General features: G+C 31.4%; 22 protein-coding genes, 2 tRNA genes, 2 pseudogenes and 1 riboswitch. Of the genes and pseudogenes, 19 read left to right on the top strand and 7 right to left on the bottom strand.

Annotated elements, in window-relative coordinates; genetic code table 11:
* The first annotated feature begins 98 nt into the window (after positions 1-98).
* The 4 genes from carB to ACWJJ7_RS04260 all read left to right on the top strand — a co-directional run bounded on the left by carB (position 99) and on the right by ACWJJ7_RS04260 (position 5,759).
* Positions 99-3,305, top strand: coding sequence for a carbamoyl-phosphate synthase large subunit (gene carB, locus ACWJJ7_RS04275; protein WP_462964089.1), 3,207 nt, complete (start codon positions 99-101; stop codon positions 3,303-3,305).
* Between the two features lie 345 nt (positions 3,306-3,650).
* Complete coding sequence (locus ACWJJ7_RS04270; protein WP_165414199.1) at positions 3,651-4,442, top strand: ABC transporter substrate-binding protein; 792 nt, start codon at positions 3,651-3,653, stop codon at positions 4,440-4,442.
* A 15-nt stretch (positions 4,443-4,457) separates the two neighbouring features.
* Positions 4,458-5,105 carry an amino acid ABC transporter permease gene (locus ACWJJ7_RS04265; RefSeq protein WP_165414198.1) on the top strand — a complete coding sequence of 216 codons (648 nt, stop codon included), beginning with the start codon at positions 4,458-4,460 and terminating at the stop codon, positions 5,103-5,105.
* Positions 5,106-5,120: 15 nt separating this feature from the next.
* On the top strand, positions 5,121-5,759 hold the full coding sequence (locus tag ACWJJ7_RS04260) for an amino acid ABC transporter ATP-binding protein (RefSeq protein WP_462964088.1): 639 nt from the start codon (positions 5,121-5,123) through the stop codon (positions 5,757-5,759).
* 155 nt (positions 5,760-5,914) lie between these two features.
* Here ACWJJ7_RS04260 and ACWJJ7_RS04255 read toward each other — a convergent pair whose 3' ends face one another.
* Positions 5,915-7,357, bottom strand: coding sequence for an IS4 family transposase (locus tag ACWJJ7_RS04255; protein WP_462962964.1), 1,443 nt, complete (start codon positions 7,355-7,357; stop codon positions 5,915-5,917).
* Between the two features lie 102 nt (positions 7,358-7,459).
* On the opposite strand from ACWJJ7_RS04255, the pseudogene ACWJJ7_RS04250 reads away from it, so the two are divergent.
* From ACWJJ7_RS04250 to argH, 3 genes and pseudogenes are all read left to right on the top strand, one after another.
* Positions 7,460-7,597: pseudogene (locus ACWJJ7_RS04250) on the top strand (polar amino acid ABC transporter ATP-binding protein); the annotation flags it as partial.
* Between the two features lie 66 nt (positions 7,598-7,663).
* Entirely contained in the window at positions 7,664-8,866 is a 1,203-nt protein-coding gene (locus tag ACWJJ7_RS04245; protein WP_462964087.1) for an argininosuccinate synthase, read from the top strand.
* Positions 8,867-8,907: 41 nt separating this feature from the next.
* Positions 8,908-10,221, top strand: a complete 1,314-nt coding sequence (argH, locus tag ACWJJ7_RS04240) for an argininosuccinate lyase (RefSeq protein WP_462964086.1) — start codon at positions 8,908-8,910, stop codon at positions 10,219-10,221.
* A gap of 143 nt (positions 10,222-10,364) precedes the next feature.
* Here the strand turns inward: argH and ACWJJ7_RS04235 are convergent, their stop codons facing one another.
* The 3 genes from ACWJJ7_RS04235 to ACWJJ7_RS04225 all read right to left on the bottom strand — a co-directional run bounded on the left by ACWJJ7_RS04235 (position 10,365) and on the right by ACWJJ7_RS04225 (position 12,459).
* Positions 10,365-11,225, bottom strand: coding sequence for an SDR family oxidoreductase (locus tag ACWJJ7_RS04235; protein WP_462964085.1), 861 nt, complete (start codon positions 11,223-11,225; stop codon positions 10,365-10,367).
* Between the two features lie 414 nt (positions 11,226-11,639).
* Entirely contained in the window at positions 11,640-11,900 is a 261-nt protein-coding gene (locus tag ACWJJ7_RS04230; RefSeq protein ID WP_462964084.1) for a hypothetical protein, read from the bottom strand.
* Positions 11,901-11,991: 91 nt separating this feature from the next.
* Positions 11,992-12,459 (bottom strand): transposase, encoded by a 468-nt coding sequence (locus tag ACWJJ7_RS04225; protein ID WP_462964938.1) that lies wholly within the window; start codon positions 12,457-12,459, stop codon positions 11,992-11,994.
* A gap of 817 nt (positions 12,460-13,276) precedes the next feature.
* Between ACWJJ7_RS04225 and ACWJJ7_RS04220 the strand changes: the two genes are divergently transcribed.
* Together ACWJJ7_RS04220 and ACWJJ7_RS04215 are read left to right on the top strand one after the other, a co-directional pair.
* Positions 13,277-13,492, top strand: a complete 216-nt coding sequence (locus ACWJJ7_RS04220) for a hypothetical protein (RefSeq protein WP_462964083.1) — start codon at positions 13,277-13,279, stop codon at positions 13,490-13,492.
* Positions 13,493-14,524: 1,032 nt separating this feature from the next.
* Positions 14,525-15,064 (top strand): annotated as a pseudogene (locus ACWJJ7_RS04215) (alpha/beta hydrolase); the annotation flags it as partial.
* A 375-nt stretch (positions 15,065-15,439) separates the two neighbouring features.
* Here the strand turns inward: ACWJJ7_RS04215 and ACWJJ7_RS04210 are convergent.
* Genes ACWJJ7_RS04210 through ACWJJ7_RS04200 form a run of 3 tightly spaced genes read right to left on the bottom strand, consistent with a single transcriptional unit; the run spans position 15,440 to position 17,056 of the window.
* Positions 15,440-15,787, bottom strand: a complete 348-nt coding sequence (locus ACWJJ7_RS04210; protein WP_462964082.1) for a hypothetical protein — start codon at positions 15,785-15,787, stop codon at positions 15,440-15,442.
* On the bottom strand, positions 15,774-15,989 hold the full coding sequence (locus ACWJJ7_RS04205) for a ParA family protein (protein WP_165413592.1): 216 nt from the start codon (positions 15,987-15,989) through the stop codon (positions 15,774-15,776). Before ACWJJ7_RS04205 ends, ACWJJ7_RS04210 begins: the two co-directional genes overlap by 14 nt.
* Positions 15,990-16,045: 56 nt before the next feature.
* The gene (locus ACWJJ7_RS04200; protein ID WP_165413593.1) at positions 16,046-17,056 is read right to left on the bottom strand and encodes a patatin-like phospholipase family protein; all 1,011 of its coding nucleotides are present in this window, start codon (positions 17,054-17,056) and stop codon (positions 16,046-16,048) included.
* A 135-nt stretch (positions 17,057-17,191) separates the two neighbouring features.
* Between ACWJJ7_RS04200 and ACWJJ7_RS04195 the strand changes: the two genes are divergently transcribed.
* From ACWJJ7_RS04195 to ACWJJ7_RS04150, 10 genes are all read left to right on the top strand, one after another.
* Positions 17,192-17,503 (top strand): hypothetical protein, encoded by a 312-nt coding sequence (locus tag ACWJJ7_RS04195; protein WP_165413590.1) that lies wholly within the window; start codon positions 17,192-17,194, stop codon positions 17,501-17,503.
* 86 nt (positions 17,504-17,589) lie between these two features.
* Positions 17,590-17,699: riboswitch (TPP riboswitch) on the top strand.
* Positions 17,700-17,811: 112 nt separating this feature from the next.
* Entirely contained in the window at positions 17,812-18,102 is a 291-nt protein-coding gene (locus tag ACWJJ7_RS04190; RefSeq protein ID WP_165413594.1) for an MTH1187 family thiamine-binding protein, read from the top strand.
* Positions 18,074-18,850: an ABC transporter permease gene (locus tag ACWJJ7_RS04185; protein WP_462964081.1), complete on the top strand. Its 777-nt coding sequence runs from the start codon at positions 18,074-18,076 to the stop codon at positions 18,848-18,850. The genes ACWJJ7_RS04190 and ACWJJ7_RS04185 overlap by 29 nt, the downstream gene beginning before the upstream one ends.
* A gap of 39 nt (positions 18,851-18,889) precedes the next feature.
* A complete protein-coding gene (locus ACWJJ7_RS04180) occupies positions 18,890-19,894 on the top strand; it encodes an ABC transporter substrate-binding protein (RefSeq protein WP_462964080.1) in 1,005 nt (334 codons plus the stop codon).
* Positions 19,875-20,630, top strand: coding sequence for an ABC transporter ATP-binding protein (locus ACWJJ7_RS04175; RefSeq protein WP_462964079.1), 756 nt, complete (start codon positions 19,875-19,877; stop codon positions 20,628-20,630). The genes ACWJJ7_RS04180 and ACWJJ7_RS04175 overlap by 20 nt, the downstream gene beginning before the upstream one ends.
* 123 nt (positions 20,631-20,753) lie before the next feature.
* Entirely contained in the window at positions 20,754-22,511 is a 1,758-nt protein-coding gene (locus ACWJJ7_RS04170; protein ID WP_462964078.1) for a helicase-related protein, read from the top strand.
* 214 nt (positions 22,512-22,725) lie between these two features.
* Positions 22,726-22,908, top strand: coding sequence for an alpha/beta-type small acid-soluble spore protein (locus ACWJJ7_RS04165; RefSeq protein WP_165413598.1), 183 nt, complete (start codon positions 22,726-22,728; stop codon positions 22,906-22,908).
* A 154-nt stretch (positions 22,909-23,062) separates the two neighbouring features.
* Positions 23,063-23,137 (top strand) — tRNA-Glu (locus ACWJJ7_RS04160).
* A gap of 16 nt (positions 23,138-23,153) precedes the next feature.
* A tRNA-Gln gene (locus tag ACWJJ7_RS04155) sits at positions 23,154-23,228 on the top strand.
* Positions 23,229-23,445: 217 nt separating this feature from the next.
* Complete coding sequence (locus ACWJJ7_RS04150) at positions 23,446-23,649, top strand: cold-shock protein (protein ID WP_462964077.1); 204 nt, start codon at positions 23,446-23,448, stop codon at positions 23,647-23,649.
* The last annotated feature ends 176 nt before the right edge of the window (positions 23,650-23,825 follow it).

The following is a 23,825-nucleotide window of genomic DNA, read 5'->3' as shown; positions in this document are numbered from 1 at the left end:
TATTTAAAGGTGAAAGTTGAGAAGAAAAAGTTAAGAATTGATGAAAATTAGGATACATAAATAGAGTCTAAGACGAGATAACGTATAGGAGGATTTATATGCCATTAGATAAAAGAATTAAAAAAGTACTAGTAGTTGGGTCAGGGCCGATAATAATAGGGCAAGCTGCGGAATTTGATTATTCTGGAACACAAGCTTGTCAAGCATTAAAAGAGGAAGGCATAGAAGTTGTACTTGTCAATAGCAATCCGGCAACTATAATGACTGATAAAGAGGTTGCGGACATTGTTTATATAGAACCTTTAACTATAGAATTTTTGGAAAAGGTTATTGATAAGGAAAGGCCAGACAGTTTACTTGCGGGTATGGGGGGACAAACGGGACTTAATTTAGCGGTTGAACTATTTGATAATGGAATTTTAGAAAAATATAATGTGAGAGTAATTGGAACCTCGATAGGAGCAATAAAAAAAGGCGAAGATAGAGAACTTTTTAGAAATCTTATGCAGAAAATTGATCAGCCGGTTGTAGAAAGTGCAATTGTTACAGATATAGCAGGTGGAGTAAGTTTTGCGAGTGAAATAGATTATCCTGTGATTGTAAGACCAGCATATACTCTAGGAGGAAGTGGAGGTGGAATTGCTGAGTCTGAGGAGGAACTAATTGAAATTTTAGAATTGGGATTACAATTAAGTACTATCGGGCAGGTTCTTTTAGAAAAGAGTATTAAAGGTTGGAAAGAGATAGAATATGAAGTTATGAGAGATAGCTATGGCAATTGCATTACCATATGTAATATGGAAAATATAGATCCTGTGGGAATACACACTGGAGATAGTATTGTTGTAGCACCAAGTCAAACCCTTTCGGATAAAGAATACCAAATGCTTAGAAGTGCATCCGTAAATATTATAAACAGCGTAGGTATAGAAGGCGGCTGCAATGTGCAACTTGCCCTTGATCCCAAGAGCTTTGAGTATGCAGTTATAGAAATTAATCCAAGGGTAAGTAGATCTTCTGCACTAGCTTCAAAGGCTACGGGATATCCCATTGCCAAAGTGGCGGCGAAAATAGCGCTGGGATATGCACTAGATGAGATAAAAAATGCAGTAACACAAAAAACATATGCTTGTTTTGAACCTTCACTAGATTATGTGGTGGTAAAAATTCCTAAGTGGCCTTTTGATAAGTTTCAGGGTGCAGATAGAGTTTTAGGTACAAAGATGATGGCTACAGGTGAAATAATGTCAATTGGAAGCAATTTTGAAGCGGCTCTATTAAAAGGGATCCGCTCTTTAGAAATAGGAAAGTATTCATTACAATACGACGGCCTTGCGCAAAAAAGTTTAAAAGAATTAAAGAAAAGAGTGATGGCTCCTGATGATGAGAGAATATTTCATTTAGCTGAAATGCTTAGGCGTGATTATATGGTGGAAAAGGTTTCGGAAATTACAGGAATAGATAAATTCTTTGTAAATAAAATTAAGTGGATAGTGGATGAAGAGGAAAAAATAAAAAAAACGTCAGTGCAAGATATGAATAAAGAATGGTTGCTTTTATTAAAGAAAAAGGGATTTTCGGATAAAGGTATTGCGGATTTATTAGAGGTGAATCCGAATGTGATTTACGAACTGAGGAATATATGGAATGTTAAACCTGTCTATAAGATGGTAGATACATGTGGAGGAGAATTTGAGGCTTTATCACCATATTATTACTCAACTTATGATGAATATGATGAAGTTGAGGTAAGTAATAGAAAGAAGGTTATGGTAATAGGTTCAGGCCCTATAAGAATAGGGCAGGGTATTGAGTTTGATTACGCATCTGTTCATAGTGTAATTGCTCTTAAAAAGCTAGGAATTGAAACTATAATTGTAAATAATAATCCGGAAACGGTTAGTACGGACTTTAATATTTCGGATAAATTATATTTTGAACCATTAACAGAAGAAGAAGTGTTTAATATTGTTGAAAAAGAAAATCCGGATGGGGTTATACTTCAATTTGGAGGTCAAACTGCTATTAAACTTGCTAAATTCTTAAAGGAAAAAAACATATCTATATATGGAACTAAGCCTGAACAGATGGATGTAGCCGAGGATAGAGAAAAATTTGATGCACTGCTTGAAGAACTAAATATAAATAGACCAAAGGGAAAAGCTGTTTGGAATTTAAAACAAGGATTAGAAGAGGCTGAAAACATAGGTTATCCGGCTTTGGTTAGGCCATCATATGTATTAGGTGGACAGGGAATGGAAATAACTTATGCAGAAAAAGAACTGGAGCATTATTTAAAGAATGCATTTGAGAAAGATAAGAAAAATCCTGTTTTAATAGATAGATATTTATTGGGCAGAGAAATAGAAGTTGATGCTATTTGTGACGGTGAGGAAATATTAATACCAGGTATTATGGAGCATCTAGAGAGAGCAGGGGTACACTCTGGAGATAGTATTACAATATATCCAAGCCAAAATATATCACTTGCTATAAAAGAAAAAATAGTAGAATACACGAGGAAGATAGCAATAGGACTCGGAGTAATAGGCATGATTAATATTCAGTTTATAGAATTTAAAGATGAATTATACATAATAGAGGTTAATCCAAGAGCTAGCCGTACAGTTCCGTATATTAGTAAGGTTAGTAAAGTGCCAATAGTAGAACTTGCCACAAGAGTAATGCTAGGAGAAAAATTGAAAAATTTAGGGTATGGTAGTGGAGTTTACACGCAGCCAGAATTAGTGTCAGTTAAGGTCCCGGTATTCTCAACTCAAAAACTTCCGGAGGTTGAAGTGTGCCTTGGACCAGAAATGAGATCCACAGGAGAGGTACTTGGAATAGGAAGAAGTTTCGAAGAAGCTCTCTATAAAGGGCTTGTAGCATCTGGAATGAAGGTTAAAAAAGAAAAAGGAGTTATCTTGGCAACAATAAATCCACAGGATTACGGAGAGTTTTTGTATGTAGCAAAGGCATTTAGTGAATTAAATTATAAATTTATAGCAACGCAGGGTACAGCTAAGTTATTAAAAGACAACGGAATTGATGCCTTAGAGGTTAAAAAAATTAAAGAGGGAACCCCTAATATCATTAATGTAATAAAGGACAGACAGGTTGATTTAGTAATAAATACCCCTACTAAAGGTAATGATTCGAAAACAGATGGTTTTAGAATTAGAAGAACAGCTATTGAAAGTAATATCTCGGTTATTACTTCATTGGATACTGCAAAGGCAGTTGTAGAACTTATGAAGAAAGATATTGTGTGTGCAGATTTAGGAGTATTTAATATTGTAGATTAGAAAAAAATAGTTATAAAAAAACACGTAACAGGTAATACCACCTGTTACGTGTTTTTTTAGTTTGTGCTATAACGAAAAGTGTATATTGCTAAAAATGAGTAGTATCAATTAGTTTGGCAAGGGTTTATTCTATATCTTGTATAAATATTATATAAAATGAATAAAATAATAAGAAAAAAGTATTGCATTATTATGAGAATTAACATATAATAAATAAAAACAAACCAGTAAAACCAATAATAAGAGTTAAAAACAACTAAACAATAAAAAATAAGAAAAAATAAATGATATACATGTATATGCATAAATATTCATAAGTGCAATTATAAATGGGGGAGTGATAAAGTGAAAAAGATCGTGTCAATTATATTAACGGTTACTATAGCGGGTGTATTACTTGTGGGATGTGGTCAAAAACAGGAAAAACTTAATTCTTTAGAAGCGGTTAAGAAAGCGGGCAAATTAACTATAGGATTAGATGATTCTTATCCTCCGATGGAGTTTAGAGATTCTAAAAATAATTTAGTGGGATTTGATGTGGATTTAGGAAATGAAATAGGGAAAAAATTAGGGGTGGAAACAGAGTATACTACTACAGATTTTAATGGAATACTTTTGGCACTTACATCATCAAAATTTAATGTAATACTCTCAGCTATGAGTATCACGGATAAGAGAAAAGAAAGTATAGATTTTTCAGACAGTTATGTAATGGGTGGACAAGTTGCGGCTATAAAACAAGGAAATACAAAAATAAAGAAATTGGAAGATTTAAAGGGTAAGGTGGCAGCTTGTCAATTAGGGTCTACAGGAGATACTGCAGCTTCTGCAATGAAAGGGTTAAAAGAAGTTAAAAAGTATGACAAAATTACAGAAGCCTTCCAAGAATTATCATCAGGAAGAGTAGATGCAGTAATTATGGATGCTCAAGTCGGTGGATATTATGTGTCAAAAAAATCAGGTGAGTATGAGGTTTTAACTGACAAAATTAGTGAAGAACCTATTGGAATTGGATTTAAAAAGGAAGATAAAGAATTAAGAACAGCTGTGCAAAAGGCACTTAATGAACTTGAAGCAGATGGAACATTATCTAAGCTTTCGCAAAAATGGTTTGGATTTGACGCATATAAGAAATAGCTAGGAGGAACAAGAATGGATATAAATGTTTTAAAGGATATGTTTCCGGTATTATTACAAGGAAGTTTAATGACTATGGAATTAACTCTTATATCATTAGTATTTGGAAGTTTAATAGGTATGGGTACAGCACTACTAAAGCTTTCAAAAAATAAGTTAATGGCTACTGTAGCAGGTTTTTATACTTGGATCTTTAGAGGGACACCGATGCTGCTTCAATTATTTGTTTTCTATTATGGTTTGCCCTATTTAGGTATCAAATTTACATCTTTTCAGGCAGCGTTAATAGGACTTAGCTTAAATGCAGGAGCATACATGGCAGAAATAATAAGGGGTGGAATACTTTCAATTGATAAGGGCCAATTTGAAGCCTGCAGGTCACTCGGGTTCACTTATTTTGATACTATGAAAAGAGTGGTGTTACCTCAAACCTTTAAAATAATTATTCCATCTGTAGGTAATGAGTTTATAACAATGCTTAAGGATACCTCCTTAGTGTCAACTATAGCAATGGTTGAAATTATGAGATCAGCACAGCTTTTATATGCTTCGAGCTTTAGACCTATGGAAGCTTTCTTTATAACAGGATGCTTGTATCTTTTAATGACAACAATTTTCACTACAGTATTTTCATATTATGAAAAAAGACTGTCAGTATATTAGTAGAGGTGATACAGAATGTATATGATAGAAACTAAAAATTTAACTAAGAAATTTGGCTCGTTAACAGTATTTGAAAATTTAAATGTAACAGTTAAAAAAGGAGAAGTACTAGTTATACTAGGGCCTTCTGGTTCAGGGAAAAGCACATTTTTAAGGTGTTTAAATCATCTCGAACAGCCTAATATGGGAGAAGTTTTCATTGAAGGAGAAAAGCTGGATATTAAAAATAAAAGGCATATGAGAAACACCATTGAAAAAGTAGGAATGGTATTCCAAAACTTTAATTTGTTCCATCATATGACTGTATTACAAAATGTTATAGAGGCTCCAATTACCGTTAAGCATGAGGCGAGAGAAGAAGTTTTAAAGAGAGCGACGGGAATTATAGAAAAGGTAGGTCTTAAAGAAAAAGTAGATGATTACCCATCGAAGTTATCAGGAGGACAAAAACAGAGAGTGGCTATAGCGAGAGCGTTAGCTATGAGACCTGACATAATGCTCTTTGATGAACCTACATCATCTTTAGACCCAGAGCTCGTTGGAGAGGTTTTAGGAGTAATGAAGGGACTTGCAAAAGAAGGCATGACTATGGTTGTCGTAACTCATGAAATGGGGTTTGCCCACATAGCCATCAAGCTAAGCCACATTAAATAATATCGGACTATCACCAGCTACAATATTTTACCATTAATTTTTCTTTCGTGAATTTGAATGGTGTATTTTAAGTTCATATTAGTATTCAAATAATTTCATGGCATGCCAAAAAAACCACTATATAGTGGGAATATTCGCAATTTTTTTAAGTTGGTTTATGCTGCAACTTTAGCCTGCGCTGATGTTCGTTTATAACAAATTCCAAGGATATCAAAAACGGTTTTCTTATCTTTTTTATGAGATTTCATACCATTCCTAACTACATTTTCAAATATGAATTTTAAGGTGTTGAAAATTTTATTAGGGAATTTGATAAGCTCAAAGTATAGACTATCAATATATTCATGAACTATTTCACAAGTTTTAATTTCACTAGCTTCAAGCCCGTTATTTTCTAAAGATAAAGTCCTCATTTTAAACATTACAGCAGAGCTTATGAGTAGCAAAATAAGTTTTCCATAAAGCTGACATTGAAACCGTTCTATTTTAACTAACTTTACAACTTGTATACTAAATATGGATTTCCAAGTTTTAAATATTATTTCGATCTGCCACCTTAAACTGTAAAACTCATGAACCTGCTTTGCACTTAAAACTTCTTCTGTAATATTCGTTATATAAATAGATATCCCTAATAATTCAATAGTATTATCACTTTTTTCTATACCCTTCTTTTTAGCAGTCTTCACAGATTTTTCTGTTCTTTTTTTCAATTGCTCATTTGTTAGTTTATACAAAATAAGCCTTGTATTTAGGCTCTTTTCCTTACCTACATAAACATCCTTAATTTCATAACGGTCTCCCTCGCCCATCTGTTTCATTATGTCAGAAATATAGATTCTTTTAAAAAGGCTTGATTTTTTAGGAGAGCCATTCTTATAGTACTCTATATCCTTATTTTCTATATATACTGCTATATTAGGTTTGAGTCTTGATATGAAAAAAGCTTCTCTATCTTCTATATCCAAAAAATCTTCAAAGTTGAAATACCCAAGATCTCTTAAAATAAGATCGCCAGCTTTGACAGTATCTCTTATTTTGCTCCCAAAAGTATTGTCACTTCCTGATCCCGCTCCTACTTGTATATTAAGCAGATTTCCAGATTTCAATTCATATTCTAGTTGTATTTTTACACCAGAAGCTTGAGAACAGCCACCAGATCCAGGATAAATATCTTTATAGCTTTCTGGCACTTGAAAAGCAGTAGAATCAAGTATTCTTATTCGTTTGAAATGTTCATCCCATACACTTGGTATACAAGTATTATTTGTTATTGTTTGGCGCAATAGGTTCTCAAAAATCTTCTTTAAAAATTCTACACATCTTTCATTTAAACGTTGATCTAATGCTTGATTAGAAATAACTATTCCTATTTTTGCACTAAGTTTTGTACATAAGGTAACAAGTGTGTTATTTGCAACCTCTGCATCCATAAAACAGCATAAGCAAACGAATTCCCATGCTTCAATTTTACCTTTTCTTTTCACAAACCCCGTTTCTCTCGCTATTTCTTCAAGCTCCTCTTTTGAAAAGCATCTTTTAAGTTCATCTGCAAAAAGCTTTATATCTTTATCCAATTTTAAGTTTTCTTTTATCATTTGTAATTTACCCCCATTGATGTGTTTTTATTATCTTTCAAATAATAACATTTTTACAAATGGGGGGCTTTATTTTTATAGGATTTTCTTAGCTTGATGGCTATGGGGTTTGCCCAGGAAGTGGCAGATAGAGTAATTTTCATGGATGGAGGAAAAATAGTAGAAGAGGGAACGCCAAAAGAATTTTTTAATAATCCTAAAGAGCAACGGACTAAGGAATTTTTAAATAAAATACTTTAGGCATAACCTATTTAATAAAAAATATATTAAAACATAAAAGAAACAAAATCGAAAGGGGATATTAAAATGAAAGAAAAAGTGGTTTTAGCGTATTCAGGAGGATTAGATACTTCTATAATAATAGCTTGGCTTAAGGAAAACTATGATATGGACGTTGTAGCAGCTTGCATTAATGTTGGGCAAGAAGATGATATGAAGGCAATTGAGAAAAAGGCTTTAAGTTCAGGAGCGCAAAAAATATATATTGAGAACGTAACAGATGAATTCATAAAAGAATACGTGTTTAAAGGAGTTAAAGCGAATGCTGCATACGAAGGAACATATTTGTTGGGCACAGCATTTGCAAGACCATTAATAGCTAAAAAACTTGTTGAAATCGCTCATAAAGAAGGGGCAAAATATATATGTCACGGATGTACCGGAAAGGGAAATGATCAAGTTAGATTTGAAGTTGGGATAGCAGCTATTGATCCTTCTATAAAGGTTATTGCTCCTTGGAGAATCTGGGATATAAAATCAAGAGAAGATGCTATAGATTATGCTAATGCTAGAGGCATAGAAATATCAGTTACCAAGGAAAAAATCTATTCAGTAGATCAGAACTTATGGCATGCAAGTCATGAAGGTGGAGATATTGAAGAATTAAATAATGAGCATAAAAGAGATATGTATCTTATGGTTACACCTCCAGAAAAAGCTAAAGATGAACCTACTTATGTAGAGATATATTTTGAAAAGGGAATTGCGACCAAAATTAACGGCATTGAACTCGAGCCAATAGATGTTGTTTCAACATTAAATAAAATTGGTGGAGAAAATGGAATAGGAGTTATAGATATAGTCGAGAATAGACTTGTGGGAATGAAATCAAGAGGCATATATGAAACTCCTGGTGGTACTGTACTTTATGCGGCACACAAAGAACTAGAGGAAATAACTTTAGACAAGGATACACTCCACTTTAAATACTTAGTATCACAAAAATATGGGGAATTAGTATATAATGGTCTTTGGTTTAGTACTATGAGGGAGGCCCTTGATGCATTTGTAGATAAGACTCAAGAAACGGTGACAGGGACTGTTAAACTAAAACTTTATAAGGGAAATATCATGTCAGCGGGTAAAGAATCACCTAATGCTCTTTACGACGCGGGTATATCTTCCTTTGGAGCAAGTGATTTATATGATCATAAGGATGCAGAGGGATTTATAAACTTATTTTCATTACCAAGCAAAATTAAAGCATATAAAAATTTAAATAGTATCTAAGAAAAATTACAAAATTTACGAAGGAAGAGTGGGTGAAATATATGAAACTTTGGGGTGGAAGATTTAAGGAAAAAGAAAGCAAGCTTATGGAGGACTTTAATAGTTCTCTAAGCTTTGATAAAAGATTATATTATGAAGATATTATGGGCAGCATAGCTCATGTTAAAATGCTTGCTAAATGTAGTATTTTAACAAATGAGGAAAGCGTGACTATAGTTAATGGTCTGAATTCTATTCTTTCAGATATTCAAGAAGGAAAACTAAAAATTGAAGGTGATTATGAGGATATTCACAGTTTTATGGAAATACAGCTTACAAAACTTGTAGGGGATGTAGGTAAAAAGATCCATACAGCTAGAAGTCGAAATGATCAAGTTGCAGTGGATATGAGGTTATATTCAAAATATAAAGCATTAGAAGTTATTGATAATTTAGACCTTATTTTAAACACTATTGAAAAAGTTGGAAATGATAATGCGGTTATAATGCCAGGTTATACACATATGCAAAGAGCTCAGGTGGTAACCTTTAAACAGCACATTATGGCGTACTTTAATATGCTAAGTAGAGATAAGAAAAGAATTATAAGTGCTACAGAGATTATGGATGAAAATCCTCTTGGATGCTGTGCGCTAGCAGGAACAACCTATGATACAGATAGGAATTTTACAACAAGCGAGCTAGGGTTTAAAAAACCTGCAGATAATTTTATGGATGGAGTAAGTGATAGAGATTATTTATTAGAACTTTTATCCCATTTTTCTATAATAATGATGCATCTTAGTAGATTAAGTGAAGAGTTGATTTTATGGAGTACTAAAGAATTTAATTTTATTGAAATTAGCGATGAATTCTCCACAGGTAGTAGTATAATGCCACAGAAAAGAAATCCAGATGCAGCAGAACTAATAAGAGGGAAAACTGGAAGAGTATATGGAGATTTAATGAGTCTCCTTACCACTATGAAAGGGATACCACTTGCCTATAATAAAGATATGCAGGAAGATAAAGAACCTTTCTTTGATGCAGTTGACACAGTTTTAAAATGCCTAAAGGTTATGAATGAAATGCTGAGTACTTTAAAAATTAAAAAAGACAATATGTATAACGCAGTTAAAAGAGGTTTTCTAAATGCTACGGAAGCTGCAGATTATCTTGTAAGCAAAGGAGCAGCCTTTAGAGATGCCCATGGAGTTATAGGTGCTATAGTTATAAATTGTGAAAAAAAACATAAGGCTATAGAAGATTTAAGTTTAGAAGAACTTAAAAGTTTTAGTGATTTATTCCAAAATGATGTATATGAATTTATAGATTATGAAAAGACATTAAGCCGAGGTATAAAAAAAGAAATGTAAGGACCACCTTAGAGGTGATAAAATACCCCTTTTAAATATAAGGCACGTAACAGGTGAATCCCACCTGTTACGTGTTTTTTAGTGGAGTCATCTACTTTAGTAGATAAAGCTACTAAAGTAGATAAAGCTACTAAAGTAGATAATTAATAGTTGAAATCTTTAAGGCACTTTTTAATGCCATCTTCAGTTTTAGGCATAACAATATCATAATTCTTCAATTTACTATTACTTATTCGCAAGTCCCTTGGATGTTCTTTGTATTTTTCGGTATCTTTTTCTAAATAATTACCTGCTTTATGATTTAAGCCAATTTCTTTTAATATGAGAAAAGCTATATCATAAGTGCTTAAGTTATTTTCGCTTCCAGTGTGATAAGTTCCGTATGGAAGAGTAAAAATCTTATCAAAATTTGCTATTATATCATAAACATAGGTCATTCCTCTAAATTCATTTGAGGGTAATTTCATTTTTTTATCCTTTAAAATAGCAGATACAACATTCCATAGTATATTAGAATTTACCCTGCAATTTTTTTCTGGGAATCCAAATAGCCAAGTAAGTCTTAAAATCCATAGTTCATCAATAATTCCTTTTAATTCATTTTCAGCTTCAAGTTTATGTTTCCCATAAATGGTATTTGGAGTTGGAGTGTGATTTTCATTATATGGTCCAGATTCAAAATTACCATTAAAAATTTGTTCGGAACTTAAATATATTAATTTAGATTTTGTTAAACTACAGGCTTTAGCAATGTTAATTGAACCTTTTACATTTATTTCATAAGAAAGTTCTGGATTTCTTTCACACAAACCTGTATCAGCGATGGCAGCAGTATGTATCACGTAATCAGGTTTGAATTTCTGGATAATTTCTAAGGATTTCCTCTCGTCTGTTATATCTAAGTCTGTATGTCCTAATGGAATTATATCGTATTTATCTTTATAATATGTATAATATCTTGATGCTAAGAAACCATTAGAGCCGGTTAATAATACTTTTTTCATTGAACTCACCTCGTTTTTTTCTTCATAATTATAATATCACATAATTTGAACTGTGACTAAATTTATGAACAAAGAAAAAAACAACTAAGCTTAAAAACGATAATTATTATTATTAAGCTTAGCGCACTTTTAGATTCCTAGTATTGTTCAATAAAATAAATGCGATAGTGTTCTATATAACAAAGCTCGTGTTTTTATTAAAACAGTGAATTAAAAATTTAAGCATTGGTCAAAAACTTACGATTAGCTATTTTATGAGAAAACCGTTAGCTGGTTAATGAAACCTATACACTAATGATATGCTGAAGAAAAAAACAAGTCCTGCGGAATCACCGCAGGACTTGTTACCCCTTGGGATAGGGGATTATATTTTTTTGCTTTGGACTAGTTTACTGACTGCTAATTATACTTTGTTTAAACAATATTAATATGCAGTGAGTAAGATACTGATAGGTAAGGCTTTGAAATTATCGCTACCTTTTCCCCAGTCCACACCGTACGTGAAACTTTCACTTCATACGGCGTTCCATCAAGAATTTTAGAATTTCCGACTTTATGTCTAAGTGAATTAATCTTATTAAGAGCCTTTTCATCAAGAGTGAGATTTACCATATACTTATTAATTGTGTCTTCTACAACTACATGAACAAGTTTATGTACGTGATGGTTCAGCAATATTAGGTTGCTATAGTCATCTGTTCCGACATTTTCTTTAGGTATTTTATTGGATCTATGTCAATATCTTAGACATAAAAAGTCGAACTTTTTATGAAGCCTTTTTAGCCCAATCTTCACACTGTTGAGGAGTAATATATCCAATACTACTATGTATCCTTTTTATATTGTACCAAGCTTCTATATATTCAAATATTCCTAATCTTGCAGCGTCATAATCAAAATATTTAACATGGTAAACTTCTTCTTTTTTCAATGAGGCATGAAATGATTCAATGCAAGCATTATCATATGGGCAAACTTTGGCACTAAATGAGTGTTTAATAATTTTAGTGCTCTCTATATATTCTTTAAAAGCGGAGCTTGTATATTGGCATCCCAAATCGCTATGAAGTATTAGATGCTTAGTTGGTTTTTGTAGCTGTATACCATTTTTAACAGCCTGTAGGGCTAATGTAGTATCAATGAATTTAGACATAGCATGACCTATTATTTTATCTTTAGATGAAGTTGGTCTATATTTTTTTACTATTAAAGATCTTATCCCCAATTTTTTCATCAATCTTTGTGTTCTTTTTAAACTAATAGTTATCCCCAGTGCATTTAGTGATTTATTTATAAACACATCCTTATCTTATTTATATTTTAATGTGTTCGGCTTTCCGTGTCTACAATATTATACTAACACCAGAAAGAGCTTGTGCCACATCAGGTTTTCGTATGAAGCATGAAGGAGAAAAACTGATGTGGACTAGCCTTTGACTGCGACGAATTATATTGGGTTAGATCCAACAATTCCTTAACGTGAATTTTATCGAAAATATTAGCGCTAACCCTAATTGTTATGTACATTCAGTTTACTAAGTAAACCGTTGATTCATATGGATTGTTAATCAATCAAGTTAAATTTAACGACATTTCAGAAGGAAAGTCTCCCACTTCTATAAGTTGAAGTTAATTACCCTAGCAAAAATAAAACTTTAGTGGAAGTTTAAATCTCCTTCTGAAGTCGTTAATTCATCTTCTATGAAGATGTTACAGCTCCGCAGGAGATGATTTAACTAAATAATTCTCCTTAAGAAATTCTAAAATAGAATAGCAAATATACGCCATATAGAGCGTTTTAAGATGAGAATAAAGTAAAGGAGATATGAACTTCATACCCAATCACTAAATGACCCTAAAGAAGTATTAAGGGTGTTAGCCTAGGTTGTAAATATACGACCATACCATATAACATTTATTATGTTGTATGGGTTTTATGGTTTAAAACCTGAAAAATTTTATATGTTATAATTAAGCAAATAAGTAAATTATAACTTGTATTAAACTATTTAAGAGGCTTATTTACATTTTATGTATAGGGAGGGATTCAAATGAAAAATACTACGAAAAGTTCAAAAACAGGAATAATTATTTCTGTAGTTGCAGTTATTATTGCTTCAATATCCTTTGTATATGCTAGGAGTAAAGGAATGCCTAGTTGGACTCAGGGCATTATATTATTTTGTTGTATTAGCATGTTTTGTATTAATATTCCAAGATATAAATCACATAAAAATAAAGACAACAATTCTAAAAAAAACATTTAATTGGTACATAATTTTCTAAAACTAGGGACTAAATAATTAGGGTGATCGTAAGGAATTTGGAGCGTGGATAAAGCTGTAAATCATGCATAAAAGCAGTGTATATTCTCAATTAGACACCCCGAATAGCATGAAAACAGTAAATACTTGTATACATAAATGTAACAATGAGGGTATAGGCTAGTTATAGAGGCGTAGAAAAATGTCGTGAAGATTTCCATTTCACGACATTTACTTCTTTCTATCCTAATTATATTAAATGATTTTTAATTTTTATTTATATCCAATTTAAGGTAATAATGGTATACTTAAATAAATATATGGTAGGGGGATAAACATGAAATTATGGAAGGAACATTGGAACATAATTATATTTCCAATTATTTGGGGAATATTCGCTGATTTAAGTCATGGCGATATTTTGGGCTTTTTTATACGAGTGATCATAATATGTTTAATAGAAATTTTGCTGCTTTGTGTATTTAAAATAATAAAATTAATAATTCTAAATTACCAAAAGAGAACTTAAGAAACATTCTAATGTATATAGTTGGAAATTGAGAGTTTATTAAAAGGGGATTGAAATGAGCATTGAAAAAATATTGTTTAAAAAAATGAGCATTAAAAAGATTAGAATTTTAACAATCAGTAATATTATTATTCTATTATTGAATTGGTTCCCCTATAGAAAGTTCACTTATGTCATCGGTGTGTTATGTGTTACTTTAATTGCAAATATATATGGTTGTATATAGTAATTAATCGTTGACTTAATTCGTAATCTTCTTTAACTACATAATAAAAGATAAGGTGTGACCGACAATCGCAAATGGAGATATTTCGGTAAGTAAAAATTTAGTAAAGATGTTTGCCGAAATTTCTCCATATGACTTTGCCGGTAACAGAAGGGCATTCAAGATAATTATATATTATATTGAATGCCCTTTGATCGTTTAAAGCTGAGCAACTTTTTATATGGAATATTCATTATTAATAGTATAATGAATAATGAATATATTGGCGTCTAAGAGGGGTGGGGTAAATTCATCCTTAATATGTAAAGAAGTACCTAATCCTGAAGATAATAATAGAATCACAAATTTAGGGATGTACGAAGATTACTTTATAAAAGAGATAATACCCTTAACCGATAAAACTTTCAACACTATAAAAAATAGAAAAGGAAGATACATAGGAGGGGCATCTGCTGGTGGTTATGTAGCTCTTCATAATATATTCCGGCATCAAGATATGTTTTCCAAAGTAGGCGGACATATGCCTGCTTTGGAACTGAAACTTGAAGAAGATGCTAAACTATATTATAAAAACATTGGTGCATGGGAGAAATATGATCCAATATACATTGTAAAAAACAACAATATTTCTTCTAGTATTGATATTTATCTTGATGCTGGTGATAAGGATGAAGGTGAATTTTATGAAGGCTGTTCAATTTTACATAAAGTATTGAAAGAAAAAGGAATAAAATCTCAAAACAATATATTCCCTGGTCATCACAATGTCGAATATATAAAATCAAATATCGAAAAATATCTAAAATTTTATGGTTGTTAATTATAATAAATCACTCTCTATAGATTCATAATATTCTTAAATTACCTACTAACCTTAATTATGAAAATCAAAGTGAATGTAACATAATATATTGATTTGTTACGTTCAATGTATTATAAATAATACTAATATTAAAAAAACCACGTTTTCATTATAAATATATCACAGAAAAATAGCAAAAAAACTTAATAATCTGGGTAAGTTAGTTTATTTAGACTAGATTACTGGCTACTAATTCCATTTTATTTAAACCTATATTAGGAGCAGCGAACGAGCTTGTGCCACATCAGGTTTTCATGTGAATCATTAAAGAGAAAAACTAATGTGTACTATCCTTTGACTGCGATTGAATATAAAAATAAACATTCCAGTGCCTTAATACATTATTTGATTTATCGTATTACAAACCGTCTTAATAAACATTGTACCCTTATGGAGTTTTTTAAGAAATAACTCCATTGATTTGTTAATTGCTTCATCTACTATTTGATTAAAAGTTATGTTGATATTATCATACATAGGTTTTAATCCTTGAATCTTTCTTACTGTTGATGGTTTTTGTGCGAAGCTTCTTTTTACAGATAAAGTATCTTCCTCATTATTATCCTCCGAAGAATATAAATTCTTAAGTTCTAAAGAATTTTCATTCTTAACTTCTTTAGAATTAATATTTTTAAGCCCACTTAAAATCCCTTTGCTTCCACTGTTATTATTTTTGCTCATAATTTAAAATCTCCTTACTTAAGCTCATGTAATCATTGAAAGAATCGCATTTATTATTAAAATAAATTACTGGTGACTGAGCATCTTGACTGTACTCTATTTTACTATCAACTCTAATAACACTATCAAAAACCTTATCTCCAAACACTTCTATAAGACTTCCTCTGATATTTTTAGCAATGGTTTTTCTGCTGTTAAACATAGTTATTAGTACTCCCATAATTTCAAGTTTTCCATTAGTGTTTTTATCAACGATTGTTATTTGAAAGAATTACTTCTAAAGATTCTATGCTTTTTATAATTATCTTCCCAATCTTTAAGAAATTCTTTTGCGCAAACTTCACCAGAATTATATAACTCCATAATTTTTTTATTTCCAATATTAAAATCTGTGGTTTTAATATCAAGAGTATCGATTTTTACAGTACGCAAGAAATCCATTTCTCTTATATGAATATCATCTTGTGCTTCTAGCATGGTCTCAATAATTGAGCTAGTGAAATTTAAGATATTTGTGATTTTATGTTCCCGTATTTCTTTGTTTCCTCCGAGTTTAAAACCGATGGTTGGCCAGAGAGGAACGCCATTCACATCAAAAAGCCAAACTGGGTAATTGCTTAAAACACCGCCATCAACAATGAGAGACTTTTTATTAGTATTTATATTATATAAGTTTACAGGGTGAAAAAAATAGGGAATAGAGATGCTCATTCTTATTGCCAGACTTACTTCAAGTTCATCAGGATTTATCCCGTATTCCGCAATGTCTTCTGGTAGTATTAGCATCTTTCCACGGCTTATATCCGTTGCTATAATATGCAGTTTGTATTTTCTTTTATACTTGTTATTATTTAGAAGAATACCTTTTTCCCCTGGAATAATCAAATCTCCAAAGGTTACTTTTTTTCTATTTGCAAGCTTAAGTTTATACGATAAAACTTCATCAATCCAATTTTTTATATAGTCACCTTTATAAATGCCTTTTTTTAAAAGTAGATTGTAAGCATCAGAGAATATAGGCATATTAAAATGACTTTTATCAGTAATTTTTGTATAGTCTAGCTGTAGCATTAATTTTTTTATCTCATCAGCAGAGTACCCTACTGCAACTAGTGCAGCTATAATAGATCCAGCAGAGTTTCCTGAAATATTTTTCCAATTATATCCATCATTCTCAAATGTTTTTAAGGCGCCTACAAGACCGATGCCCTTAACTCCGCCACCTTCGAACACAATATCTGCAAATTTTCTATTATTGTAAATATTCATATATACCACTCCTTTATGAGTAATATATGAATAAATATATCTTCACGTCATAGATTTAAAAAATAATATTTAGTTACACTTTTTTCTATGAAAAGAATACTATATATTATAGTGATTTTATAAAAGAGGCAATGTATGAAAAAGTTAGAAGAATTCACACCTTCTGAATTGGCTATATTAGCAACAATAATAGGGATTATAATTGCTTCTAAGTTTAATGTTAACCAACAAAATGCATTAGGCAATTTTTTAACCGGTTTGGCGCAAAGCATTTTGATAATTGCAGCTCAGACTCAAAATCTTGAATCGCAGGATGGAAATCAATCTGGAGATAATGGAAATAGTAATTCGAAGAATAGTAATTCGAAGAATAGTAATAAGGATTTGCAAAAACAGATAGATGAACTTAAGGAATATATTAAAAAGTTTGAGGATAATACGAATTGAAAAACGCACTGATTAAAAGATGCGTTTTTTAATGGTTTGACATTATAAGAAATTTTAGGTAATATATATGTGTAAAGTAATTTAATATTAAAAACTAGGGGAGTCAATATTTTTGTCTGAGAAGAAACAGTTAAGTTTCGACCCTTATAACCTGAATTGGATAATGCCAGCGGAGGGAAAATATGATTTGAATTTAGTTTCAAATATGACTATATAAATGGTGCAAAGTTGTACGATTATAGAACCCTTCGCTTAAATATGAGCAAAGGGTTTATTTTACTTTAATAATATTCTAAGGAGGAATTGAAATGTCAGTTGTAAATGTAAGTCTTCAAGTTATACCAGTGGTGGCAGAGGAAAGGATTTACCCGGTAGTGGACAAGGTTATAGAGTATATTCAGGCTAGCGGAGTGAAATATGAGGTAGGGCCAATGGAAACTACTATGGAAGGCGAAATGGATGAGCTTTTAGATATAGTAAAAAAGGCTCAAGAGATTTGTGTAGAGCATGGAGCATCTAGGGTTGTTTCTATAGTGAAAATCGATTATAAAGCTGAAGGCGTGACTATGAATGAAAAAGTATATAAATATAGAAAATAAGCTTATTCCTATAGTTTTTCAATTGATATTTCTTTTTATATGGCAGATATCTGTAGATAGGTGGAAGGTTCCACAATACATATTGCCTTCACCAAAAGATATTATTATTACCTTGGTGAATATAGTTCCAAGCATTACTAAGCATATTTATGCGACTTTATATGAAGCATTGATTGGATTCGCAATATCAATTTTGATTGCACTAATTTTAGCTATCTTAATGGATAATGTAAAAATTATTAAAAAATGCATATATCCAATTTTAGTAGTATCTCAGACTGTTCCAATTATTGCCCTAGCGCCACTTTTCATAATATGGTTTGGTTTTGGAATATTACCTAAGATTATTGTAGTAGTGTTAGTGTGCTTTTTCCCTATAGTTGTTAGTTTGATTGATGGATTAGAGTCAGTAGACGCGGATATGGTAAACCTTTTAAAGACTATGGGGGCTAGTAAGTTTCAAATTTTCACCATGGTGAAGCTACCAGCCTCTACTGTGAATTTTTTTTCGGGCCTTAGAATAGCAGCAACCTATAGTATTATGGGGGCAGTTATTGGAGAATGGCTTGGAGGAGATAAGGGTCTTGGGGTATATATGATTAGAGCTAAAAATTCATATGCACTTGATAAAGTTCTTGCAGTAATTATAATTATTGTAATGCTAAGCATGGGACTATTTGGACTCTTATACTTAATACAATATTTTTTTACTCCTTGGACTAGAAATAAAGCGGATAACAATGACTAAATTTATATAGGACATATTATTTTATTTGGAGGTAAAATTATGCTAAAGAAAGTAATTTCATTATTATTAACAGTTTCAATGACTACGGTTTTATTTGTGGGTTGTGCTGCGAAAAAAGAAGATGTAAAGAAGGAAGAAACTTTAAAAAAGGTTACTGTTATTTTAGATTGGATACCAAACACTAATCATACTGGATTATATGTAGCGAAAGATAATGGATATTTTAAAGAAGAAGGACTTGACGTTCAAATTATTCAGCCAGCGCAGGGGAGTACTGCAAGTTTAATTGCAGCGGGCAAAGGAGATTTTGGCGTAAGCTATCAAGAAGATGTAACTTATGCTAGAACTGCTAAAGATCCACTTCCGATAAAAGCTATAGCCACTATTATTCAGCATAATACTTCTGGGTTTGCGGCACCTAAGGAAAAAAACATTAAATCTCCTAAGGATTTTGAAGGCAAAACCTATGGCGGATGGGGATCTCCTTCTGAAAATGCAATATTAAAGGCAGTTATGGAAAAAGATAATGCAGATTTTTCGAAACTAAAGATGGTGGATGCAGGATCAGAAGATTTCTTTGCTGTAACTAAGAAAAATATTGATATTGAATGGGTATTTTATGGATGGACAGGAATAGAAGCAAAGCTTAAAAATATTCCTATTGACTATATTGATATTGGAAAATTAAATAAAGATTTAGATTATTATACTCCAGTAATTATAGCTAATGAGAACAAATTAAAAGCGGATCCCGAAACGGCAAAGAAATTTTTAAAAGCAGTTACAAAAGGATATGAATACAGCATGGAAAAACCTGAGGAAAGTGCTAAGGTTTTACTGAAAAATGCACCGGAGACAGATGAAGATCTTGCCGTCGCAAGTCAAAAATATTTAAAGGATCAATATAAAGCTGAAGCTCAAAAATGGGGCATAATGAAAGAATCAGTTTGGAATAATTACACAAAATTTCTTTTAGATAAAAAGCTTATAGGAAAAGATATGAAGGCGAGTGAGGCATTTACTAATGAGTACTTACCAAACTAATAATGAAAAATTAAGAGTAGAAAATATTAAAAAAACTTTTGGAAGTATGAATATAATAAAGGATGTTTCTTTTTATGCAAGAGAGAATGAATTTATAAGTTTACTGGGCCCAAGTGGAAGTGGTAAAAGTACAATTTTTAATATTATATCAGGTCTTTTACATCAAGATGCGGGTAAAATTATAATTGACGGAGAGGAATGCTGTGGTAGATTTAAAAAAGTAAGTTATATGCATCAGAAGGACTTACTACTTACCTGGAAAAATATTGTAGATAACACTACGCTACCTCTTGTTATAAAAGGAAAATCTAAAAAAGAGGCAAGAGCTCAGGCGCTTAGTCATTTTAAAACATTTGGACTTGCTGGCTTCGAATATAAATATCCTTTTCAGCTTTCAGGAGGAATGAGGCAGAGGGCTGCATTACTTAGAACATATATGTCTTCATCTGATATTATGCTATTGGATGAACCTTTTGGTGCACTTGATGCAATTACTAGGGCAAAGATGCACTATTGGCTAATAGACGTGATTAAAGAGCTAAAAGTTACCATAATATTTATTACTCATGATATTGAAGAAGCGATATTCTTATCTGATAGAATATATGTATTATCAGATAAACCAGCAACTATAAAGAAAGAAATAATTGTTGATTTACCTAAAAATAAGACAAAAGATATAGTCACATCAGTAAAATTCAATGAAATAAAGAAAGTCATTTTACAAACATTATAGTAAAATACCCAGCTTAAAAGTAATTAAGTTGGGTGTTTTATTTTTATGTACCTAAGGAACGTATGAGAAATGCGTAGTTGTGAGAAAATACTATGATAACGACTCAATATTGGAGGATACAAAATGAAACAGGGAGCACTAGACAGGAATTTTAAAAAAGTAAAAAGTCAGTTTGCTCAGATTCAAGAAATAGTAAAGCATACTAAGTCAAATGCACTATGGGAACATGAAGCTGCGGTAAGAAAGAAACTAAAGGAATTAAATGAGTTTAAAAAAGAAAATTTTAAAGACTATAAAAGAGTTCATGAAAATTATTCAGCATTACTTAAATATATATCAATAAGGCTTGTTGAGGACTACAACAAGAAAAATAATACAAATTTTAATTTTGAGAACATCTTAAAGAATAAGGGTGAAAGCTATTTAAAATCAGGAATTATAAGTGTGTTAATAACGGAGCATATTCCTGAGATTATATCTAGTGAGTTTGATCGCGTGTTTCCATCTAATCCTAAAAATGAATATGAGGGATCAAGGAAATTTAAGAGAAAATTTTATCTCCATTTAGGTGAAACTAATACTGGGAAAACCTATAATGCAATGATGCGGCTCAAAGAGGCAACAAAAGGAATTTATCTTTCTCCCTTAAGAATATTAGCACTTGAGAATTTTGAGAGATTAAATAGAGAAGGTGTAAAATGTAATCTTGCAACTGGAGAAGAAGAGATAATCATTGAAGATGCGGCTCATGTATGCTGTACTATAGAAAAATTAAATATAAATGAGGAATATGAAGTTGGTATTATAGACGAAATTCAAATGATAGATAACGACCAGAGGGGAGATGCTTGGACAAGAGCTGTTTTAGGATTGAAAAGTAAAGAGGTACACATTTGTGGCGCAACGAATGCAAAAGAACTACTTGTAAAAATAATAGAGGATTGCGATGAGGAGTACGAGATTATAGAGTATAAAAGAGATCTTCCTCTTGTGATGGAAGATAAATCTTTTGTATATAAAAGTATTGAGGAAGGTGATGCACTTGTTACATTCTCGAAGAAGAAAGTGTTAGAACTAGCTTATCATTACTCAAACCTAGGTATAAAAGTAAGTTTAATCTATGGAGATTTACCGCCAGAAGTTAGAAAAAAACAGTACAATCAGTTTATTAACAAGGAAAGCACAATTTTAATATCCACTGATGCAATAGGTATGGGAGTTAATCTTCCTATAAAAAGAATAATATTTATGGAAATTAAAAAATTCGATGGTAATGAGATAAGGTATTTAACTTCTCAAGAAGTGAAACAGATTGCGGGAAGGGCAGGTAGAAAAGGGATATATGAGGTTGGATATGTAGCATCTTATGGCAATACTCAGGATTTTATAAGAGAAAGTTTAGAAGCGCGTGATGTAATTATAGAAGAAGGAGTAATAGGTCCAAGTGAAGCTATATTAAAAATCAGTTCTCTTTCTCTTAGAGAAAAATTAGCGTTATGGAGTACAAAAGAAGAAAAAACACCTTTTTATAGAAAAATGGATATAAGCGAGTATTTGGTGGTATTAGATAATTTAAAAAGTTATAAATTGGAAGAAGAAGTTCAGTGGAGACTGCTAAAAATTCCTTTTGATGTATCTAATGATAAGATGATGAATGCATTTTTAAACTATGTGGATGAATTGTTTATAGCTAAAAGAGAGGTTATCTCAAAACCACTGCGTCTATTAGAAGATCTTTATGAATTAGAGCTTTACTACCAAAAAATAAATATTTATTATTCCTTCTCAAAAGTTTTTAAGTTGAATTTTGATGAACAATGGGTATATGAGAATAGAATAAAAGTCAGTGAAGATATTAATAAAATTTTGAAAAGTATATAAAACAAATGATAACCTCAATGATTCTTATAGAAAATAGTAAAAAAAAGTATAGCAATTATTTATAATGGTACCTATAGACAGGACACTTTAAAAAAAGTGTTTGGACTATAGGTGCTTTTTTACTTCGTTCCCATCAAAACGCTGTTATAAAATATATTAAATATGTACATTATATTAGTACAACAAAAAAATCAACTTAAAGGAGGCACATAGTATGGCATACAGGAGCTTAGTACCAGAAGCAAAAGCAGGATTAAACAAATTCAAAATGGAAACAGCAAACCAATTAGGAGTAAACTTTACGGACTATAATGGAGATTTAACTTCGAGACAATGTGGTTCAGTTGGTGGACAAATGGTTAAATTAATGGTAGAACAATACGAAAAAAACTTATAATTTAAAATTAGATAGGGTGTGCAGCAAAGCTGTATACCCTATATTTTATTAAGTCATATCCAAATAAATAATTAATTAGAAATTTATTATATATATAGTTGACTTATACTACATAATGAAGTATACTATATCTCGTAGTGTTAATTACTAATAAGGCTCCTTGGTCAAGCGGTTAAGACACCACCCTCTCACGGTGGGATCAGGGGTTCAATTCCCCTAGGAGTCACCATTAACACTTTTTTTATTGGGATGTAGCCAAGCGGTAAGGCACTAGACTCTGACTCTGGCATCCGCAGGTTCAAATCCTGCCATCTCAGCCAAATATTTTATAATGATGAATATGAATAATTCTAGCATAAAGTTTATTTTGCTAGGGTTATTTTTTGTATATTTTTTTTCTTGAAATACTATTAATAATTATATTGTTAGATAAAGAAGTTAGTCATATTAAAAAGTATTAGTTAGACATTTATAGTTAATACTATATTTAAACTTTGAATTGTTTTGTACTTCAGAGAAGGACAAGGAGGAAAATATATGAAAACAGGTATAGTAAAGTGGTATGATGTTGAAAGAGGATATGGATTTATATCCGCTCAAGAAGGCGCGGATGTATTTGTTCATCATTTAGCAATAAAAGAACAAGGGCCAAAAAAGGATTTACATGAGGGTGAAGAAGTGCAATTTGATGTTGTAGATGCACCTAAAGGCCCTCAAGCTATTAATGTTCAAAAATTTTAAGAAAATTTATCATTTTGAAATAATATAAATGAAAATATTTCGGCACACTCATTTAATCCTTTGAGTGTGCTTTTTTAATAATGTATTTTGAATTTATTTGTTTTAAAAATATGGGCGTGAGTATAGTATATAATGGTAACACATTCTGGGATTTATAATATATAAAAAATAGAAAA

This window comes from Clostridium sp. CM042 (assembly GCF_055080995.1).
Note: the sequence above shows the minus strand (reverse complement) of the source record. Positions and strands in the feature narration are given on the sequence as shown.

Bases quoted from the DNA above. Each gene is read 5' to 3' on its own strand.
- carB (WP_462964089.1), top strand. From the start codon at position 99: ATGCCATTAGATAAAAGAATTAAAAAAGTACTAGTAGTTGGGTCAGGG.
- ACWJJ7_RS04265 (WP_165414198.1), top strand. From the start codon at position 4,458: ATGGATATAAATGTTTTAAAGGATATGTTTCCGGTATTATTACAAGGA.
- ACWJJ7_RS04260 (WP_462964088.1), top strand. From the start codon at position 5,121: ATGTATATGATAGAAACTAAAAATTTAACTAAGAAATTTGGCTCGTTA.
- ACWJJ7_RS04255 (WP_462962964.1), bottom strand. From the start codon at position 7,357: ATGATAAAAGAAAACTTAAAATTGGATAAAGATATAAAGCTTTTTGCA.
- ACWJJ7_RS04245 (WP_462964087.1), top strand. From the start codon at position 7,664: ATGAAAGAAAAAGTGGTTTTAGCGTATTCAGGAGGATTAGATACTTCT.
- argH (WP_462964086.1), top strand. From the start codon at position 8,908: ATGAAACTTTGGGGTGGAAGATTTAAGGAAAAAGAAAGCAAGCTTATG.
- ACWJJ7_RS04235 (WP_462964085.1), bottom strand. From the start codon at position 11,225: ATGAAAAAAGTATTATTAACCGGCTCTAATGGTTTCTTAGCATCAAGA.
- ACWJJ7_RS04225 (WP_462964938.1), bottom strand. From the start codon at position 12,459: ATGAAAAAATTGGGGATAAGATCTTTAATAGTAAAAAAATATAGACCA.
- ACWJJ7_RS04220 (WP_462964083.1), top strand. From the start codon at position 13,277: ATGAAAAATACTACGAAAAGTTCAAAAACAGGAATAATTATTTCTGTA.
- ACWJJ7_RS04210 (WP_462964082.1), bottom strand. From the start codon at position 15,787: ATGAGCAAAAATAATAACAGTGGAAGCAAAGGGATTTTAAGTGGGCTT.
- ACWJJ7_RS04205 (WP_165413592.1), bottom strand. From the start codon at position 15,989: ATGTTTAACAGCAGAAAAACCATTGCTAAAAATATCAGAGGAAGTCTT.
- ACWJJ7_RS04200 (WP_165413593.1), bottom strand. From the start codon at position 17,056: ATGAATATTTACAATAATAGAAAATTTGCAGATATTGTGTTCGAAGGT.
- ACWJJ7_RS04195 (WP_165413590.1), top strand. From the start codon at position 17,192: ATGAAAAAGTTAGAAGAATTCACACCTTCTGAATTGGCTATATTAGCA.
- ACWJJ7_RS04190 (WP_165413594.1), top strand. From the start codon at position 17,812: ATGTCAGTTGTAAATGTAAGTCTTCAAGTTATACCAGTGGTGGCAGAG.
- ACWJJ7_RS04185 (WP_462964081.1), top strand. From the start codon at position 18,074: ATGAAAAAGTATATAAATATAGAAAATAAGCTTATTCCTATAGTTTTT.
- ACWJJ7_RS04180 (WP_462964080.1), top strand. From the start codon at position 18,890: ATGCTAAAGAAAGTAATTTCATTATTATTAACAGTTTCAATGACTACG.
- ACWJJ7_RS04175 (WP_462964079.1), top strand. From the start codon at position 19,875: ATGAGTACTTACCAAACTAATAATGAAAAATTAAGAGTAGAAAATATT.
- ACWJJ7_RS04170 (WP_462964078.1), top strand. From the start codon at position 20,754: ATGAAACAGGGAGCACTAGACAGGAATTTTAAAAAAGTAAAAAGTCAG.
- ACWJJ7_RS04165 (WP_165413598.1), top strand. From the start codon at position 22,726: ATGGCATACAGGAGCTTAGTACCAGAAGCAAAAGCAGGATTAAACAAA.
- ACWJJ7_RS04150 (WP_462964077.1), top strand. From the start codon at position 23,446: ATGAAAACAGGTATAGTAAAGTGGTATGATGTTGAAAGAGGATATGGA.